The following is an 18,273-nucleotide window of genomic DNA, read 5'->3' on the forward strand; positions in this document are numbered from 1 at the left end:
TCAAAGCACTGCTTTGAGGTTGCAGATGGATGCTGACCTAGTTTGAAGAGATTTTCGAAGAGTATTAGTCCTGCATCTGACGTTTCACCTGATAAGGGAGATACAAAATTTGTAAGACCAGTCCAGCTCCAAGGAGTGCTAGAAGGGCTAGTTTTTCTTGGAGGGTGATCAACCCAACTACCAGTTGAACCAATAAAACAAAACCAGTCAATCCTCGGACAACCGCCTGTAACCCTTTTTCCTTTTGCCCCTTGTCTAGCGGGAAAAGTTGAGTCAAATATTGGTAATCAAAGGCATGATAGAGGGCCAGCAACTGGAAGAGTAGGAGATAGTTAAATAAAACTACCACTGCTGTCGCTATCCAAGCTTGCTCGATAAAGATCAACGCCAGCAAAGATAGAAAGAGGAGACGAAGACTGAGGGCAAAAAGATCTCCATTTCGCAAATAAGAACGAAGATAGAGGTTCTGCCAGATCTTGCTCGGCACCTTCTGAACTGCTTTTAGGATAAAGTCTAGATAAGCTCGTCGCTTGACGCTGTTTGAAATTCCCTTAACTTGGGTAAAGAGGGCAAAGAAACGGAGTAAAAACTGCTTGCGTTTACTTTCTTGGGCAATCACATAGTCCCAGTCCAGATGATTTGCACTAAAAAACTTGCCAGCTTTTTTCTGAAACAGGAAATATTTCCCGACTCCCAACAGAAGAACATAGACCCCAAAAACTCCTAAGCCTAAGCCCATGGCTAAAAATAAAGGAGCAAAAAAGAGCAAAAAGAGAGTCTGTACACTGACCCAAAAGATAAAGGAGGCCAGACTTTGCTTCTGGATGTGTTCTCTCACTTCTTCTTCAGCTACTAAGAGAAAGAGCTTATCAGGCGCTTCCACATAGGTCGCTATTCCTCCCCAAAGTAAGAGTAAAACAGAGACAATCCCAATTAAACCTAGGATTGGTAAATGATTTTCAGGAAAATGCTGGAGCAGTTGACTATACTGATAGGCTAGAAACCCTACTAAGACCAGTAAAAACAAGACAAAGTGATCATTGAGCACATATCGAAGATAACCGACACACTCTTTACGAAAAGCCTGCTTTCGCTTTAGAAACAAGTCTTTCATCGGTCCTCCTCTTTGGTCAAAGCCAAATAGATATCGTTTAGACTCGCTTGAGGCATGGCAAAAGCTTCTCTCAGTTCTTGAAGATCCCCTTTAGCTCTCACTTGTCCTTTATGAAGAATGACAAAAGAGTCACACATTTTTTCAGCAGAGTCAAGAACGTGGGTACTCATGAGGATAGACTTGCCTTTTTTCTTTTCAAGATCCAAAAGATGAATCAAGTCCGAAATCGCCAAGGGATCAAGACCAAGGAAAGGTTCATCGACGATAAAGAGACTCGGATCCACGACAAAAGCACAGATAATCATCACCTTCTGCTTCATCCCTTTTGAAAAATGAACTGGAAACCAATCTAACTTCTGATCCAAACGGAACATTTTTAAAAGCGGTTCTACACGTTCAAAAGCTAGATTTTGCTCAATACCATAAGCCATGGCAACCGTTTCGATATGCTCTCTGAGAGTCAATTCCTCGTACAAACTAGGAGTTTCAGGAATGTAACCAATCTGCTGACGATATTCTCGAGGATTAGCACGTAAGGTTAGACCATCGATACTTATTTCTCCACTATAAGGTGTCAACAGACCGATAATCTCATTGATAGTCGTTGATTTACCAGCACCATTGAGACCAATTAAACCGACCAACTGCCCACTCTCGACTGTAAAGGACACATCTTTCAAGACAGGGACATGAACATAGCCACCTGTCAAGTTTTTAATTTCTAACATATTTTCTCCAAATCTGGTATAATGTAGCTATATTATATCAAAATTCAATACAGTAGAGGTAGATTTTATGTCAGATTGCATTTTTTGTAAAATCATCGCAGGAGAAATCCCTGCTTCAAAAGTATATGAGGATGATCAAGTTCTTGCCTTTCTTGATATCTCTCAAGTGACCCCTGGTCACACCTTGGTCGTACCTAAAAAACACTATCGCAATCTTTTGGAAATGGATGCTACAAGCGCTAGCCAACTGTTCGCACAAGTACCAAAGATTGCTCAAAAAGTCATGACAGCTACCAAGGCTGCTGGTATGAATATCATCGCCAACTGCGAGGAAGTAGCTGGACAAACTGTTTTCCATACCCATATCCACCTTGTTCCTCGTTACAGTGCAGATGACGACCTCAAGATTGACTTTATCGCACACGAACCAGACTTCGACAAACTTGCCCAAGTCGCTGAAACTATCAAAAATGCTTAAGGAGTCACTATGAAACTATCAAACTTACTACTTTTTGCAGGCTCTGCAGTCGGTTCCTACCTCCTCGTTAAAAATCGTGAAGCTATCACTGAAGAAGTTTTAGATACTACTGATCGCGTTGAAGCCATTAAGGATGACTTGGATATCATCCAAGATAGCCTGCAAATTATCGACCAACAAAAAGAGCTCATCAAGGAATATCAAAAAGATTTGACCTACAAGTTTAAAGTTCTGGAAAAAGACCTTCAAACGAGACTTGCTGTACTAAAAGAAATGCAGGAAACTGAAGAGAAATAAGGAAAAGAAAAACTCCAACTTTCCTTTATTCCCTTTAAATCCATTTTGGGTTAGCAGATCCTAACAGGACAGGGAGGACATGAAAATGAAACAGTTTTTAAAAGTTCTGACGCGGATCATCCTGATCGTTTGTGGTGCTCTCTGCTTTCTTGCAGCTCTAGCATTTCTACTAGTGGCCAATCTTTTCAAGGCCTCACCGGATGATATTCGAGAAGGAAATGAATCCTTAAGACAAATCTTCATCTCCCTTGACATGCCTCCTGAGAAAGTAGAATCAAATGGAAGCTATCAATACGAGGGTGGAGGTTTAGATTTTTATGTGACATTCTCTGATGAGGTCATCAATAGCCACCCTGTCCTAAAAGAAAGTCCCAACCTCACTAAAAACCGACTCAAAGTCTATGTCTTAAACACAGGAGATATTTCCTACCATTCAGTAGAAGACAACTTATTCAATCATGGTTTATTCCAATTTTTAGAGGAGGAAAGCAGGAAGTATTTCCAAGAAATCGGAAAGAAATCAAATCCTTCTTACTTTATTCTCTCTTGGAAGGAGCCAGAAAGCCAAAAAAAGGGAATCGCATTCTATGAAAAAGCTTTGAACTTGGTGGATATTCAGGATAATTCGGCGATTAAGCACATTGATACCGTCACCATTAAGCCTGGCAAAGAAGCGGAATTCAAGCAACTCATCCAAGATATGGATGCGGCTGGGTTACTCACTCAACGGTCTGAGTAGCAGACTAGTTGGAGAATGATTTCTCCCATGCTAACATTCTAAAGATTGCACGAAAAAGAGCCCGAAGGCTCTTTTTACTTTATGCTTTATTCTCCTTCAAAGGCATCCTTAATATGGTCAAAGAAGCCTTTTTTCTTTGGATTTACTTTCAAATCACCTGCAGCTGCGAATTCTTTCAAGGCTGCTTTTTGGCGGTCATTCAAACCTGTTGGGGTTACAACATTGACGGTCACATATTGGTCACCAAGGGCACCACCACGAAGGCTAGGCGCACCTTTACCACGTAGTCGGAATCGTTTTCCAGTCTGAGTTCCTTCTGGAATGACTAATTCTACATCACCATGAACTGTAGGGATGTCTACTGTATCACCAAGTGCTGCTTGGACAAAGTTGAGGTTTAAATTGTAGAAGATAGTAGTTCCTTCACGTTCAAACTTATCACTAGCTTCAACTGAAACCACCACGTACAAGTCACCGTATGGTCCACCGTTAAATCCTGCTTCACCCTGACCAGCTAGGCGAATCTGTTGACCTGTTTCCACACCAGCAGGGATTTTTACGTGTACGCTATGGGCTTGTTTTTCATGACCAGTTCCATGACAGGTTGTACATGGATCTTTGATTTCTTGACCACGGCCATGACAGACATCACAGGTTACTTGGCGACGCATCATACCGAGTGGTGTTTGGGTGTCCACATTGATCACACCTGAACCATGACAGCGTCCACAAGTAACTGGACTTGTTCCAGGTTTAGCACCAGACCCATTACAAGTACGACAGCTTGCTTCACGATTGTATTTGACTTCCTTTTCTGTACCAAAAATAGCTTCTTCAAAAGTCAAATGAACGCGATACTGGAGGTCGTCACCTTGACGAGGGGCGTTTGGATTACGTGATGCACCGCCACCACCAAAGAAGCTGGAGAAGATATCTTCAAATCCGCCAAAGCCACCTGCTCCGTCGAAGCCTCCGAAACCGCCAGCACCACCAAAGCCACCGTTAGCTCCAGCCGCACCATATTGGTCATAAGCAGCACGTTTCTGTTCATCACTTAAGGTCTCATAAGCTTCTTGAACTTCCTTGTACTTGTCCTCAGCACCAGGCTCCTTGTTGATATCTGGGTGATATTTTTTCGAAAGCTTACGATAAGCCTTTTTGATCTCGTCTGCCGAAGCGTTTTTTGACACCCCCAGACGATCATAAAATTCAGTATTGTTCATACAAGATACCAAGACCGTAAAATTCGACTGAAAAATAGGAAATCTGACGTTGGAGCGATGCTCCTAGACAGATTTATCTTTTTTCCGAGAATTTAGGTCGAGTTCAATTCCTTTCTGTTATATTAAGTAAGAAACTTTGAAACCAGTGTTCAGTTACGAACACCCTTGTTCCTTTCTGTTATTGTTGCGGAACGAAACCACCATTTAGGTCGGATTCAATTCCTTTCTGTTATATTGAGTAAGAAATTTGGGAACCCGTGTTCAGTTACGAACACTCTTTGTTCCTTTCTATAATTTATAAGTAAATCTTTAGAGGCTGTTTTCTATACTCTGCTTTACTTGATTAAACTCTTCATCTGATAGAGTAAATATCAAATCCTCTTCAGCATACTCGTTCTGTTCTTTAAAATAGTTGTCCGTATTCTCTGCCAATCCTAAACCGAAAATCACTTTTCTTGCAAACTCTTGATGTGCAAAACCGATAGCCGTAATGATTTGTTTATCTTGGACAAGAACTTTCGGTTGGAAATTCTCACGTGAAAGAAATTCAAAATAATCAAAGAAGTTTTGCCAAATTCCACCTGTAAATTTCGTGTCGTTCAACAAGCCTGCTTTGGCCAATAAAAGAGGCGCTGAAGAAATGGCTGCAATGAGGATATCCTGCTCATTAAGACTTCTCAAAAACGAGATCAATTTCTCATCTTGTAGAGTAGGACCTATATTTACCATTCCTGGCAAAATCACACAAGAATAATCTTCTATTCGGATTTGATCTAGTGTTTTCGTTGGTTGACAGGGCAAGCCATCTTCAGAGACCACCATCGAATGACCTGAAGCGACATAATCAATTGTGACGTCAAAAGACAGAGCTAAAGTACTCGTTAAAGTGGTTATCTCATAGAGAGAGAAATTAGGATAAATGATACAAAGTACTTTTTTCATACGCAACATCCTCTATTTTACCGAAAAACAGAGGCTGGGTTGCAACCTCTGGATTTCTTCCTATCATTACGACGTTCAAAAACAAAGTCGATTATACTTTGTTTTTGAACTAGTAAGGCGTTTAGGCAAGTCGCCATAGCGATTGCCGTAGAATGACAATCACTTTAGTGATTAGTCATTCTTAACGAGTTAGGCTGAATTGAGTTTCGGATTAAAGGAATCCTAAAATCTCGGAACCTTTCTTTATTTCAGGAGGTTCCGCTAAAACAATCCACTGGATTGTTTTACTTTTCAGTAAACTCTCCGTCTACGACGTCATCGCCTGCGTTTCCTGTTGCTTGTGCGCCTTCTGCTCCTGCTTGAGCTTGTTGGGCTGCTGCGGCTTGTTCGTAGAGTTTAACGGCAAGTCCTTGAGCTTTTTCGTTCAATGCTTCAAGTTTTGCTTTCATTTCGTCCAAGTTGTTGTCTTCTTGGGCTTTCTTAAGCTCATCAAGGGCAGCTTGTGCAGCATCACGTTCTGCATCGAAGCCTTTACCTTCAGTTTCTTTTATTGTCTTTTCAGTCGCAAAGATTGCTTGGTCTACTTCGTTACGAAGGTCAACTTCTTCTTTACGTTTCTTATCTGCTTCAGCGTTAGCTTCTGCATCTTTCATCATGCGATCGATTTCTTCGTCTGTCAAACCTGAGTTAGATTGGATAACAATTGTTTGTTCTTTTTGAGTTCCAAGGTCTTTGGCTTTAACAGATACGATACCGTTCTTATCGATGTCAAATGTAACTTCGATTTGTGGGATACCACGAGGTGCAGCTGGGATATCAGTCAATTGGAAGCGTCCAAGAGTCTTGTTATCTGCTGCCATTGGGCGTTCACCTTGAAGAACGTGGATATCAACGGCTGGTTGGTTGTCTGCTGCAGTTGAGAAGACTTGTGATTTAGATGTTGGAATCGTAGTGTTGCGGTCAATCAATTTTGTGAAGACTCCACCCATTGTTTCGATACCAAGTGACAATGGTGTTACGTCAAGAAGGACAACGTCTTTCACGTCACCAGTGATCACACCACCTTGGATCGCAGCACCCATAGCCACTACTTCGTCAGGGTTCACTGATTTGTTTGGTTCTTTACCAGTTTCAGCTTTAACAGCTTCTACAACGGCAGGGATACGAGTTGAACCACCGACAAGGATAACTTCGTCGATATCTGACAAGCTCAAACCTGCATCTGAAAGAGCTTGACGAACTGGAACTTTTGTACGTTCTACAAGGTCACGAGTCAAATCGTCAAATTTCGCACGAGTCAAGGTCATTTCCAAGTGAAGAGGTCCAGCTTCACCAGCAGTGATAAATGGCAAGCTGATTTGTGTTGAAGTCACACCAGAAAGGTCTTTCTTCGCTTTTTCAGCTGCGTCTTTCAAACGTTGAAGAGCCATCTTGTCTGTTGACAAGTCAATGCCGTTTTCTTTCTTGAATTCTGCTACCAAGTGGTCGATGATTTTTTGGTCAAAGTCGTCACCACCGAGTTTGTTATCCCCTGCAGTTGCCAATACATCAAAGACACCGTCACCCAATTCAAGGATAGATACGTCGAATGTACCTCCACCAAGGTCGAATACCAAGATTTTTTCTTCTTTGTCAGTCTTGTCCAAACCATAAGCAAGAGCTGCTGCAGTTGGTTCGTTGACGATACGTTCTACTTCAAGACCAGCAATTTTACCAGCGTCTTTAGTTGCTTGACGTTGAGCATCGTTAAAGTAAGCTGGAACTGTGATAACTGCTTTAGTTACTTTTTCACCAAGGTATTCTTCAGCATAACCTTTCAAGTATTGAAGAATCATAGCTGAGATTTCTTGTGGAGTGTATTCTTTACCGTTAGCAGAAACTTTTTCAGAAGTACCCATCTTAGATTTGATAGAGATGACTGTATCTGGGTTTGTGACTGCTTGACGTTTTGCAGCGTCACCAACGATGATTTCACCGTTTTTGAAAGACACTACAGATGGAGTTGTGCGGTTACCTTCTGGGTTTGCGATGATTTTTGATTCAGTTCCTTCAAGAACTGCTACTGCTGAGTTTGTTGTACCTAAGTCAATACCGATAATTTTAGACATATGTTTTTCTCCTTAAATTTTATATTCTTTTTTTCTTTTTGATACTCTTCTTAAGTGGCGACGCCGTCAGAGCTTGACTTCGTCAATCTCTTTGACTAAACTTTGAGCCTCAGGTCTCAAAGTTTGCGAAAATACCGCCACGGCGAAGAGTATCGCCTTTGGTTCGCTACGCTCACTATTGGTAAAGCCGAACCGTTTCTTATCTTTCTTTCATAGTTTATTGTCATTTCGGACAAGTTTTCTTTTATGTTACGACACGAGGAGTCGGAACCACAGATTTCTGACTTATTGCCTAGTTATAAACCACTACCATAGCCGGTCTTAGGATGCGGTCATGGAGTTTGTAGCCTTTTTGGAAGACTTGTGCGATGGTATCTGCTGGATGTTCGTCATCTGCTGGAACTGTTTGAATGGCCATGTGGTAGTTATGGTCAAATTCACCATCTGCTGGAATTTCTTCAATTCCTTCTTCTTTCAGAGCATGTACCAAACTTTCTTGGACCATTTCCAATCCCTTCTTCACATCATCTGTCAAACCTTCGACGGCAAGGGCACGTTCAAGGTTATCCAGTGACGGCAAGATTGCTTTTGCCAAATCTTGGCTACGATAGCGTTGCAAGAGTTGACGTTCTTCATTGGCACGGCGCTGAATATTTTGCATTTCTGCATGAGCACGAAGATATTTGTTTTCAAATTCCTCGGCACGTTCATTAGCCAAATCCAATTCCGATTTCTCAGGAGCTGTTTCTTCAGCTGTTTCCACAACTTCCTCTTCTTTTACTTCTTCATTTTTAATATCTTGGGCCATTTTCGCCTCCTTTAATGATTTCAATCTTAATTCACTTCATAGTGATTGCTGCTGAGATAGCGGTAAAAATCCGTCAACTTCATAGTCAAAACTCGATTGACAACATTAAGTTGATTGACCAATTGTTGATAATCCAGATTAACCGGACCTATAATCGCAAGAATTCCAAATCCACGATAGGGAATCAGAAACTTACTGCTAATCACTGCTAGGTCAGCAAGACAAGATTCTTGGCTATCCGCAACTCGGACACTCTGCATCTGGTCGCCAATCAAATTCTCTCGAATTTCCAAAGCAACCTTTTGTGGCTGATCAAAAAACTGATAGGCCGCTAAATTAGCGAAATTCAAAAGATTGACTTTCCCAGAAACTACGATATTTTCATTAAACATTTCTTTGAAGATATGCTCAATAAGATCCATAACGTTATCCGTTGTTGTGAAGTAACGTTGGATAATTTGCGGTATCTCTGTCCGAATCTTATAGTGAATATCCAAAACAGTCTGATCCAGGAAACGTTCTTGAATCATGGTCTTGAGGCGATTTAAATCCTCCTGCAAGAAATTTCTCGGAATCAAAAACTGACTGGTAACTGTTCTAGACTCATCAAGCGTAAAAACAGCAAGAGCTGTATGTTGCCCGAGGACAACAATATCAAAAGCTGTTAGCTTCTGCCTACTTGGTTCTACATCCAGTGCTACAACCGTACAACCACTCAAGTCTGTCAAGATTCTCGTTGCCTCTTGAAGAATATCCTCAAGTTTGAAGAATTCCTGATCAAAGGCTTTTACAATCTCATAAACTTGATTTTCAGCTAAACGGTCGAAGGATAAGGAGTGTTTGACATAGTATTGAAATCCAGCCACACTCGGCATCCGACCACTGGAAGTATGTGCCTTTTCAAGTAAACCTTGCTTTTCTAAAGCAGCCATGTCATTTCGAATGGTAGCACTACTAGAGTTGATAGACTCTTGCAAGGCTTTGGATCCAACAGGTTCGTGCGTTTTGGTAAAGATGTCAATAATCAGATTTAAAATATTCTGCTGACGTTCTGTAACCATCTCGCTACTCCTCTCTGATAGATCTTTTTAGCACTCGACACTTCCAAGTGCTAACTTATGATTCTATTATACACCCTTAGAAAAGAATGTCAAGACAAAAACTCAAAAAATTAGCACTCTTTTACCAAGAGTGCTAAAAATCAGTCTGAGGACCTAGAAAATCATCTTACATTCTCAAGATATTTCTTTTTAAGTCTATAAAAACTATAGATTAGATAGGAAATCATGAGGGCATAAAGGGCAAAAATAAGGAAGAACGATTGAGAGAGACTTTCACGAAACAAGCTCATACAAATAACTAGACCGCCAGAGATAGAAACTGTAGATGTACGAAGTCTAGATTTCACACCATCCCATCTAAGACGATTGTCCATGAAAGATTGATCATTTAAATCTACATCACAAGTTGCTTTTCGAAAAACAGTATAAGAACAATTTTCCACAAATTCCCATCCTCTATTCTTAATTCTTTGTAAATCCACCTCATTTTTTCTAAGGTAGCTAGTATTCCACACACAGTACATCACATCATCTGGTCGGCATTGCTCAAAATAGAAAAAGCCAAAACGATTCGATTTAAATTTCCAACCTTTCAGATGCATCTCATGCAAATAATCTTCAACCTTATCCAAATCAAAAATGGTAAACATTCGAAATTGTACTTTGCTATTCATTGTCTAACCTCCAAAATGGTCTTATTTATCAGATAATTCTCTCCACTTTTGAAACAATCTCCAAAAAATATAAGAAATCTGAATCGCAAAAACGATCAATAAAGTACAGTCTATGATAACAATCAAAAACATTCCCCAACTGAAATAACTTCTTCCACTGAGTAACTTTGAGAAAACCGGTAGTAGAGCTGAAAAGAGAAGAAAAATAGGAATCATCCGCATTATTAAAATGCGCTTGACCATGGCTAACTTCCCGGCCGCGTCATTATAAATTTCAAACTCGGCATCCGACTCAACTCCAGAATAAAGCTTTCTAAAATAGGAAAACCCATTAAAGTTTGTAATATGCTCCCAGCCAAAATCTTTAAACAGTTGTAAATAGGAAGCTCTCTCTGACTTCTTCATAGGATAAAAGTCCAACTGATAAACCACCTGCTCCGGTTGGCACTTTTCAAAAGTATACTTAACCGCAACTACTAAGTTAGAGTAACTTACTTCCTTAAGTTTCCAGCCTTGAGCATGCATTTCTCTGAGATAGAGAGCCTCTCTATCATAATCCGCAATGGTAGCAATTCTATAAACAACTTTCTTTTCCATCAAAGCTCCTCCCGACTATTTCTGTAGAGCCGTTCAATACGTTTGACTTCAATTTCTAAAACTTTCTGACCCAAGTCAGTTATCTGATAAATCTTTCGTTTTTCCTCTTCTCGAACAAAGGAAATCAAACCATCTTTTTCCATCTTTGACAGGGTTCCATACATGGTCCCAGGGCTAATGGAAACCTGTGAATCTGTCATCTCTTTAACCTTTTGAGTAATACCATAGCCATGATTCTCCTTTTGCAGACAGAACAAAATATAAAAACCCGTTTCAGTCATGGGAAGATAAACCCGCCTAATCTTATCTGTTAATTCCATTTCATCAGACCTCCTATTTAGTTCGATATATCGCACCTCGTTATATAAAATATATCACACCTCGATATAAAATGCAAGAAAAAAAAGATCGTCCTCACGGACAATCTTTCTGATTTATCATTAGTAAAGATCTAGGTAATTGTCAATTTCCCATTGTGAAACGAAGGTTGCATAGCTTGCCCATTCAATTCGTTTGGCTTCAAGGAAGCTAGTGTAGATGTGTTCACCTAGAGCTGCTTTAACCACTTCGTCTTCTGTCATGGCCTTCAAAGCGTTGTGAAGAGTTGATGGAAGGTCTGTGATGCCAGCCTCTTTACGCTCTTCTGCAGTCATGATATAGATGTTTTCTTCGATTGGCGCTGGTGCTTCGATTTTGTTTTCAATACCGTGCAAACCAACTTCCAAAAGAACAGCCATTGCGATATATGGATTTGCCATTGGGTCTACTGAGCGCAATTCCAAACGTGTTCCCATACCACGTGTAGCTGGAACGCGGACAAGTGGTGAACGGTTACGACCAGCCCAAGCGATGTAAACAGGTGCTTCATAGCCTGGAACCAAACGTTTGTATGAGTTAACTGTCGGGTTCATGATAGCTGTGTAATTGTAAGCGTGCTTGATCAAACCACCAAGGAAATGATAGGCTGTTTCTGACAATTGCATTCCTTTTGGATCATTTGGATCAAAGAAGGCGTTGTTCCCTTCAGCATCAAACAAGGACATATTGCAGTGCATTCCTGAACCAGCGATACCAAATTTAGGTTTAGCCATAAAGGTTGCATACAAACCATGTTTACGCGCAATTGTCTTTACAACAAGTTTAAAGATTTGAATCTTGTCACAAGCACGAAGAACTTCATCGTACTTAAAGTCAATCTCATGTTGACCTACGGCAACTTCGTGGTGACTGGCTTCTACTTCAAATCCCATTTTAGTCAAGACATTTACAATCTCACGACGGGTATTATCAGCAAGGTCTGTAGGCGCCAAATCAAAGTAACCACCCTTGTCATTCACCTCAAGAGTTGGGTCTCCATTTTCATCAAGCTTGAATAGGAAGAATTCTGGTTCCGGACCAAGGTTGAATGATTTGAATCCAACTTTCTCCATGTGATGAAGAGCTCGTTTAAGATTGCTTCGAGGATCTCCAGCAAATGGCTCTCCTTCTGTTGTATAGACATCACAGATTAATCCTGCGACACTACCGTTCTCATCTCCCCAAGGGAAGACAGTCCATGTGTCCAGATCAGGGTACAAGTACATATCTGATTCATTGATACGAACAAACCCTTCAATAGAAGATCCATCAAACATAGCCTTGTTTGACAAGACCTTGTCTAGTTGTTCATCTGTAGCAGGAATTTCGACGTTTTTCATTGTTCCCAAAATATCTGAAAACATGAGACGGATAAAGGTTACATTTTTTTCCTTAACTTCACGACGAATATCTGCAGCTGTGATTGGCATGGTTTTTCTCCTTATATATGACGACTTGCGGTTGCCTAACCGCGACCAAAAGGTGATTGTTGAGAAGCAAAGCGACTTTGTTGAAGAACTTCATTCCGAAGGGCCCGACGAACCTCAGTTTGACTAACTGGTTTCTTGGCTTTCGCCTCACGTTCGGCATATTTTTTCTTGATAGCAGCAATGTTCAGACCTTCAGAGATATAGTCCTTAATCTCAAGCAACCGATCCATATCATTTAAAGAATACATCCGGCGATTACCTTCGTTTCTATCAGGCTTTATCAACTCCTGGTCTTCATAGTAACGAATTTGGCGTGCCGAAAGATCGGTCAGTTTCATAACACTACCAATAGGAAAAACTGCCATATTGCGACGAAATTCTTTTTCCTTCATGTACACTTCCTTCTTTCTGTCTATTATAGTCTAAAAAACTTCAATCGTCAATCAATAATGTTATATCTTGTGACATTATTTTGTTTTTTTCAGTAAAATGCTCCGTAAACGATCAATATCGTAATTTACAAGAATTGCTACAAAAACACCCATAAATGTTTCAAAAACTCGGGCAAATACGTACAAAACAGTCTCACCATTTGGAATTGATAAGGTAATAATCAACATAGCAGCAACTCCACCGATAACACCTGCTTTATTGTTCATGGCAACATTTGTCATAATGGTTAACATGGTACAAATTGGAACAACAAGGAGGGTTACCCAGAAGGCGCCGTGAAAAAGATTATTTAAGAGAAAGAAAATCAGGGCATAAAAACCACCGATACTATTTCCGAGAATACGAGAAGTACCAAAATGAACACTCTTGTCAAAGTCTTCTCTTAAACTAAAAACTGCAGTCAAGGCTCCAATCTGAAGTCCTTTCCAACCAAAAAAACCAAAAATCATGAGAACTAAAAAAACAGCGATCCCTGTCTTGAAAGTTCGCATCCCTAACTTAAACTTGGATTTGTCAAATCTATACTTTTTAAAATAACTCATCATTTCAACTTTCTATTTCCATTTTACCATAAATTTACCTATTTTTGAGAAGGGGATGCAATAAACTGATGGAAATAGAAAAGAGAAGGAACTTAATCCTTCTCTATCTGATGATTCCACACTCTCTTTTTAGAACAAATACATGAAAACTAAAGTCAAGAGACTAGCGAGCAAGCCCACTCCCCAGAAGAAGAAGTCGACCTTCCACTCACTCCAAGCTTGGCCTTTCCCAGAAAAGCCCCCCAACTCAAAATGATGGTGAACTGGTGTCATACGGAAGATACGTTTTCCTCCAGTCAACTTAAAGTAGGTGACTTGCATCATAACAGATGTTGTTTCAAAGACATACACTAGACCAATCAAAAGCAGAGTCCATTCTTGGTGCAGTGCCATGGAAATAGCCGCCAACATCCCTCCAAGGGCTAGGCTACCTACATCTCCCATGAAAACTTTGGCAGGCTTGTGGTTAAAGGCAAAGAAGCCAAGAAGACCACCAATCATAGCTACAATCACTAGTAAGATATCGAGCTGATTTTGCACATAGGCAATCACTCCATAGGCAGATAGGCTAATCACCACAGAAATACTTGCCAAGCCATCGATTCCGTCAGTCAGGTTAACTGCGTTTGAAAAACCAACTAACCAGAAGAGGGCAAAGAGAATATACAGAACTCCTAAATGCAAGGGATAACCAAATACATTTAAGACATCCCCTCCTCTTTCATAAAAGAGATAGAAGATAACTCCTCCTACTAATTGAAGCAGGAGCTTTTGTTTAGGATTGAGTCCTTCATTGATTTTACGAAAAACCTTGAGGAAATCATCTAAGAAGCCAACCAAACCATACAAAACGAGAATAAAGAGGATCATTCCGACATTGTTGGTTAGTTGATTAGTCAAAAGTGCAAGAACTAAACTAACTAAAACGCTTGTTACGAGGAAGACTATTCCTCCCATTGTTGGCGTCCCAGCTTTTGCTTGGTGCTGTTTAACATCCTCATGCATCTGTTGACCAGTAATTTGTGCTTTACGGTAAAAACGGATAAAAGCTGGAATTCCTACCACTGTAAGAACAAAAGTAAGGATCCCAGGAAAGATAGAAACTAGCATTCTAATCTCCTAATGTTATTTTTATTTTCTGTAAATCTTTTAAAGCTGTATTAGAACGAACACTTTGTTTTTTAACAATTTCTCCTGTACCTTCAAATTCAACTTCAAGATTCAACCATTTGGCAAAGGTTTCAACATTTTTCTTAGACCAGCCATATAAGTCAGGCATCTCTTCTACCTTGTCTGAAAGGAGTAAGATTTGCTCATTAGCGTCTAGATTTGTTCCTTCTGCCACTGAACTGTCCTTGATTTTTGTTCCTGAACCGATAACGATTGGTTGAACAAGATTGCGTCTCAGTTCCTCTGCCATATCTCCCGGACTATAGTCCTTGGTCGCTGGCATTGCATAACTAGTTGTTGTTGTAACTTGATCCAGATTTTTAGCTGTAGACTGAAGATTAAGAGATTCTTTCATGGCAGAAGCTCGTTCAAGAATAGGATTAGCAAACTCTCCAAACCAAGGGTTAGAAAAGTGTTCTGGTTGTTGAACTGTCACGTAAAGAATAAAATCAGGATTTTCAGAAGGATGCATGGTTACTACAGAAAAGATATAATTGGTTTTCCCAACTAAATATCCTCCGTTTTGCTCATCGGCAATTTGAGCTGTTCCAGATTTTACAGAAACAGTCTGACCAGGTACAGTAACGATTGGTTTACCGGTAAGTTGATTGTACATTGTACCATAAACAGGATCTGTACCAACCAAAATCATATTTTCTCGAGTCAGACTAGCCGCTTCTTTTGATACAGGATTCCCTACAACCTCCCTTTGTGATTTACGAGCAGTTTGATCATTTGGATCATAGAGGGCACTAATAAACTTCGGTTCTAGCATAACCCCATCATTTGCAATTGCTGTGAAAGCACGAAGCATCTGAGTGTGGGTAACAGAGATACCTTGACCAAAAGCACTCATGGCAATATTGACAATATTGTCCTCAGGCAATTGTCCACCATACTCATTACTCATCCCAAATCTTGTTGGAATTCCGAATTTGAAACGATTGAGATAATCCAACCAAGTTGCATCTCCCATCTTTTGTTGGAGCAAGGTCATACCCACATTACTTGAGTGAGCAAAACCTTGCAAGTATGTCATTATACTCCCAGCTGATAAGCCAGCATTAACATCCCAGTCCCTGATAGTCGCATCAGCTATCTTCAATTCACTACTATTAAAGTATTCTCCACCAGGGAAGGTGTTGTTATCTATAGCTGCTGCTAAGGTCATGACCTTCATGGTTGATCCTGGTTCATAGTTACTTTGATACAGAAGATCACGCCAGACAAAGTCCTCTGTAATCCCTTCTTTGGTATCAGCATCAAAGGTTGGTCTTTGAGTTGTAGCGAGAATCTCTCCCGTCTTGGCACTGACTAAGGTTGCATTCATATACTTGCCTTTTAGTTTTTCTTGGAAGGCATCCATTTGACTTTCCATGAATGATTGTAAAGGACTAGATAGGGTCGTATAGACGTCTTTCCCGTTTACAGTCTGTCGGGTAACTTGCTCCGTACCTGGAACAATATTACCTAAGCGGTCTTTTTCATAGGTAATGATACCATCTGTTCCCGCTAACAAGCTATTCAAGGAACTCTCGACACCAGACGTCCCAATGAGACTCTTTGAACCATCCTCATTTTCATGCAACTGCGCTAGTCCGATGAAAGATGAAGCAAATTTCCCATTAGGATAGCTTCGATTTGGGCTTGTTGTAAAATCAACTCCCTGAACCTTAGCTGTTTCCAAATCCTTTTTTATGGACATCATATTGGCATAGGTAATACCATTTCCCTTTACACCAAAGGAAACTTGCTTAAGATTAGGTTGAGAAAGTTGTTCCTTGACGTAGGACTCATCCATATCTAGATATTTATGGAAGACTTCTGCAACCTTGCTATACTGAGACTCCTCTACATAGAGAATTTTCCCATTTGCAGATTTATATTCCTTATCGATAATCGCATAAATGTTGTAGGATGTTGCATCCTCAGCGATTGGTGTACCATTACGGTCATAGATAGTTCCTCGTTTTGCCGGAACTGTCCGAGTCGTTTGATGGACCTTGCTCGCTTCTTTAACTAAATTTACACCAAATTTTGAGCCTGTACCAATAATTACCGCAAAGTTAACCAAAAAAACAGCAAAGAGAAAGACGGCCAAGAGACTGAGGCTCTTCCCAACTCGTCTGCGGTTTTCAAGGGGAGTTTTGCGATTCTTAATGGCAAAGTGTACTATTTTTTCTTTCCAGGTTTTCATATACTACTCCGCCGATCGGATATTTTCATTATTTAATTGCAAGTCTTGCGAGTTTGCAATTCCGGTCAAACGTTCTGATCGGATTAATTCATTAACTTCTTGTTTAGCATCATCCAGCTCTGTCTTTTTCTCTTCAATCTGTGTGTTAACAGTTGTCAAATCATTCTGGACCTGCAAAAGTTTAGTCTGCATATAGACTACACTGATTGCCAAGACAAGGGCTGTGATGGCAATTGAAAGGTAAAAGGCCTTTTCAACACGTGAAAATTTTTTTATACGAGCTTGCAGTAATTGGCTCGTTGTTCCTCTTTTGTCTACCATTTTATCCCCTTACTTGTGAATTTTTCGAGCTACTCGTAGCTTGGCTGAGTGGGAACGATTATTGGCCTCCAACTCCTCCTTGCTTGGTAGAATCGGTTTGCGAGAGACTAATTCCATCTTAGGCTTGAGATCATCCGGGATGAATGGCAAGCCTTTTGGAACCTCTACCGTCGAAGCTTCCTTGAACAATTGCTTGGTCAAGCGATCTTCCAGCGAATGAAAGGTAATGACTGAGATTCTTCCGTCCACTGCTAGTAATTCCATAGCTTGTTGGATGGACTCATCTGCAGCTCCTAATTCATCATTGACCTCAATACGGATGGCTTGGAAAATTTGCTTAGCTGGGTGACCTTTTTTCTTGAGTTCCTTGGCAGGCTTAGCAGACTTGATAATCTCGGCCAATTCTGTCGTTGTCTCAATCGGTTTCAACTCACGCGCCTGTTCAATCTTTCGAGCAATCTGCTTAGAAAACTTATCTTCTCCATATTTGAAAAAGATTCGTACCAAGTCATGATAGTCATAGTGATTGACAACCTCATAAGCGGTCAAACTAGCTTCTTGGTTCATCCGCATATCCAGTGGCGCATCCTTTTTATAAGAAAAACCACGCTCACGCTGATCCAACTGCGGACTAGAAACTCCCAAGTCATAACAAATACCATCAATCTCTTCTACACCTGCTTCCTGCAAACGTAGCTGCAAATGACGGAAGTTGTCCTTGATAAAGGTGACCATTCCTTTTTCGATATAAGGCGCCAGACGTTTTTGCGCATTATCAATGGCATTCTGGTCCTGGTCAAAGGCATAGAGATGCCCCTTTTCACTTAGTTTACTTAATAAATACTCGCTATGGCCCGCTCCACCCAAGGTCGCATCAACGTAAACACCATCAGGTTTTACATCAAGCATATCAATGGTTTCATGGAGCATGACCGTTACATGATGAAATTCTCTAGTCATATCTTATCTATTTTACCACAATTCTGATTAGCTTGCACTCGCTAAAGCAAAAACCTTTCCTTGTTACTTTATCA

20 protein-coding genes are annotated in these 18,273 nt (G+C 40.5%); 3 read left to right on the top strand and 17 right to left on the bottom strand.

Annotation, left to right across the window (positions count from 1 at the left end; genetic code table 11):
• Positions 1-64 precede the first annotated feature (64 nt).
• Positions 65-1,114 (bottom strand): ABC transporter permease, encoded by a 1,050-nt coding sequence (locus O3658_RS09860; protein ID WP_371561253.1) that lies wholly within the window; start codon positions 1,112-1,114, stop codon positions 65-67.
• Complete coding sequence (locus O3658_RS09865) at positions 1,111-1,842, bottom strand: ABC transporter ATP-binding protein (protein ID WP_371561255.1); 732 nt, start codon at positions 1,840-1,842, stop codon at positions 1,111-1,113. Before O3658_RS09865 ends, O3658_RS09860 begins: the two co-directional genes overlap by 4 nt.
• 67 nt (positions 1,843-1,909) lie before the next feature.
• On the opposite strand from O3658_RS09865, the gene O3658_RS09870 reads away from it, so the two are divergent.
• From O3658_RS09870 to O3658_RS09880, 3 genes are all read left to right on the top strand, one after another.
• Positions 1,910-2,320, top strand: a complete 411-nt coding sequence (locus O3658_RS09870; protein ID WP_371561257.1) for an HIT family protein — start codon at positions 1,910-1,912, stop codon at positions 2,318-2,320.
• Positions 2,321-2,329: 9 nt separating this feature from the next.
• On the top strand, positions 2,330-2,617 hold the full coding sequence (locus tag O3658_RS09875) for a hypothetical protein (RefSeq protein ID WP_075228510.1): 288 nt from the start codon (positions 2,330-2,332) through the stop codon (positions 2,615-2,617).
• A gap of 85 nt (positions 2,618-2,702) precedes the next feature.
• Entirely contained in the window at positions 2,703-3,356 is a 654-nt protein-coding gene (locus tag O3658_RS09880) for a hypothetical protein (protein WP_371561260.1), read from the top strand.
• 86 nt (positions 3,357-3,442) lie between these two features.
• Here the strand turns inward: O3658_RS09880 and dnaJ are convergent, their stop codons facing one another.
• The 15 genes from dnaJ to rsmH all read right to left on the bottom strand — a co-directional run bounded on the left by dnaJ (position 3,443) and on the right by rsmH (position 18,199).
• Positions 3,443-4,579, bottom strand: a complete 1,137-nt coding sequence (gene dnaJ / locus O3658_RS09885; RefSeq protein ID WP_371561262.1) for a molecular chaperone DnaJ — start codon at positions 4,577-4,579, stop codon at positions 3,443-3,445.
• Between the two features lie 309 nt (positions 4,580-4,888).
• Positions 4,889-5,521, bottom strand: coding sequence for a DJ-1/PfpI family protein (locus O3658_RS09890; RefSeq protein WP_371561264.1), 633 nt, complete (start codon positions 5,519-5,521; stop codon positions 4,889-4,891).
• Positions 5,522-5,805: 284 nt separating this feature from the next.
• On the bottom strand, positions 5,806-7,629 hold the full coding sequence (gene dnaK, locus O3658_RS09895) for a molecular chaperone DnaK (RefSeq protein ID WP_045763636.1): 1,824 nt from the start codon (positions 7,627-7,629) through the stop codon (positions 5,806-5,808).
• Positions 7,630-7,921: 292 nt separating this feature from the next.
• A complete protein-coding gene (grpE, locus tag O3658_RS09900; RefSeq protein WP_371561266.1) occupies positions 7,922-8,437 on the bottom strand; it encodes a nucleotide exchange factor GrpE in 516 nt (171 codons plus the stop codon).
• 26 nt (positions 8,438-8,463) lie between these two features.
• Positions 8,464-9,498, bottom strand: a complete 1,035-nt coding sequence (gene hrcA / locus O3658_RS09905) for a heat-inducible transcriptional repressor HrcA (RefSeq protein ID WP_225750716.1) — start codon at positions 9,496-9,498, stop codon at positions 8,464-8,466.
• 161 nt (positions 9,499-9,659) lie between these two features.
• Positions 9,660-10,172, bottom strand: coding sequence for a DUF2812 domain-containing protein (locus O3658_RS09910; protein WP_371561268.1), 513 nt, complete (start codon positions 10,170-10,172; stop codon positions 9,660-9,662).
• A 21-nt stretch (positions 10,173-10,193) separates the two neighbouring features.
• Complete coding sequence (locus O3658_RS09915) at positions 10,194-10,769, bottom strand: DUF2812 domain-containing protein (protein ID WP_371561269.1); 576 nt, start codon at positions 10,767-10,769, stop codon at positions 10,194-10,196.
• The gene (locus tag O3658_RS09920) at positions 10,769-11,089 is read right to left on the bottom strand and encodes a PadR family transcriptional regulator (RefSeq protein WP_070460245.1); all 321 of its coding nucleotides are present in this window, start codon (positions 11,087-11,089) and stop codon (positions 10,769-10,771) included. Before O3658_RS09920 ends, O3658_RS09915 begins: the two co-directional genes overlap by 1 nt.
• A 120-nt stretch (positions 11,090-11,209) precedes the next feature.
• Complete coding sequence (glnA, locus tag O3658_RS09925; RefSeq protein ID WP_075230045.1) at positions 11,210-12,556, bottom strand: type I glutamate--ammonia ligase; 1,347 nt, start codon at positions 12,554-12,556, stop codon at positions 11,210-11,212.
• A gap of 35 nt (positions 12,557-12,591) precedes the next feature.
• Entirely contained in the window at positions 12,592-12,948 is a 357-nt protein-coding gene (gene glnR / locus O3658_RS09930) for a transcriptional repressor GlnR (RefSeq protein WP_000659542.1), read from the bottom strand.
• A gap of 75 nt (positions 12,949-13,023) precedes the next feature.
• Positions 13,024-13,551, bottom strand: coding sequence for an aromatic acid exporter family protein (locus tag O3658_RS09935; RefSeq protein ID WP_025171302.1), 528 nt, complete (start codon positions 13,549-13,551; stop codon positions 13,024-13,026).
• A 129-nt stretch (positions 13,552-13,680) separates the two neighbouring features.
• Entirely contained in the window at positions 13,681-14,661 is a 981-nt protein-coding gene (gene mraY, locus O3658_RS09940) for a phospho-N-acetylmuramoyl-pentapeptide-transferase (protein WP_371561273.1), read from the bottom strand.
• Position 14,662: 1 nt separating this feature from the next.
• Positions 14,663-16,918 (bottom strand): penicillin-binding protein PBP2X, encoded by a 2,256-nt coding sequence (gene pbp2X, locus O3658_RS09945; protein ID WP_371561275.1) that lies wholly within the window; start codon positions 16,916-16,918, stop codon positions 14,663-14,665.
• Between the two features lie 3 nt (positions 16,919-16,921).
• A complete protein-coding gene (gene ftsL, locus O3658_RS09950; RefSeq protein ID WP_371561277.1) occupies positions 16,922-17,239 on the bottom strand; it encodes a cell division protein FtsL in 318 nt (105 codons plus the stop codon).
• Positions 17,240-17,248: 9 nt separating this feature from the next.
• Positions 17,249-18,199 (bottom strand): 16S rRNA (cytosine(1402)-N(4))-methyltransferase RsmH, encoded by a 951-nt coding sequence (rsmH, locus tag O3658_RS09955; protein WP_371561279.1) that lies wholly within the window; start codon positions 18,197-18,199, stop codon positions 17,249-17,251.
• Between the last annotated feature and the right edge of the window lie 74 nt (positions 18,200-18,273).

Source organism: Streptococcus sp. 27098_8_69 (assembly GCF_041432445.1).
GTDB lineage: Bacteria > Bacillota > Bacilli > Lactobacillales > Streptococcaceae > Streptococcus.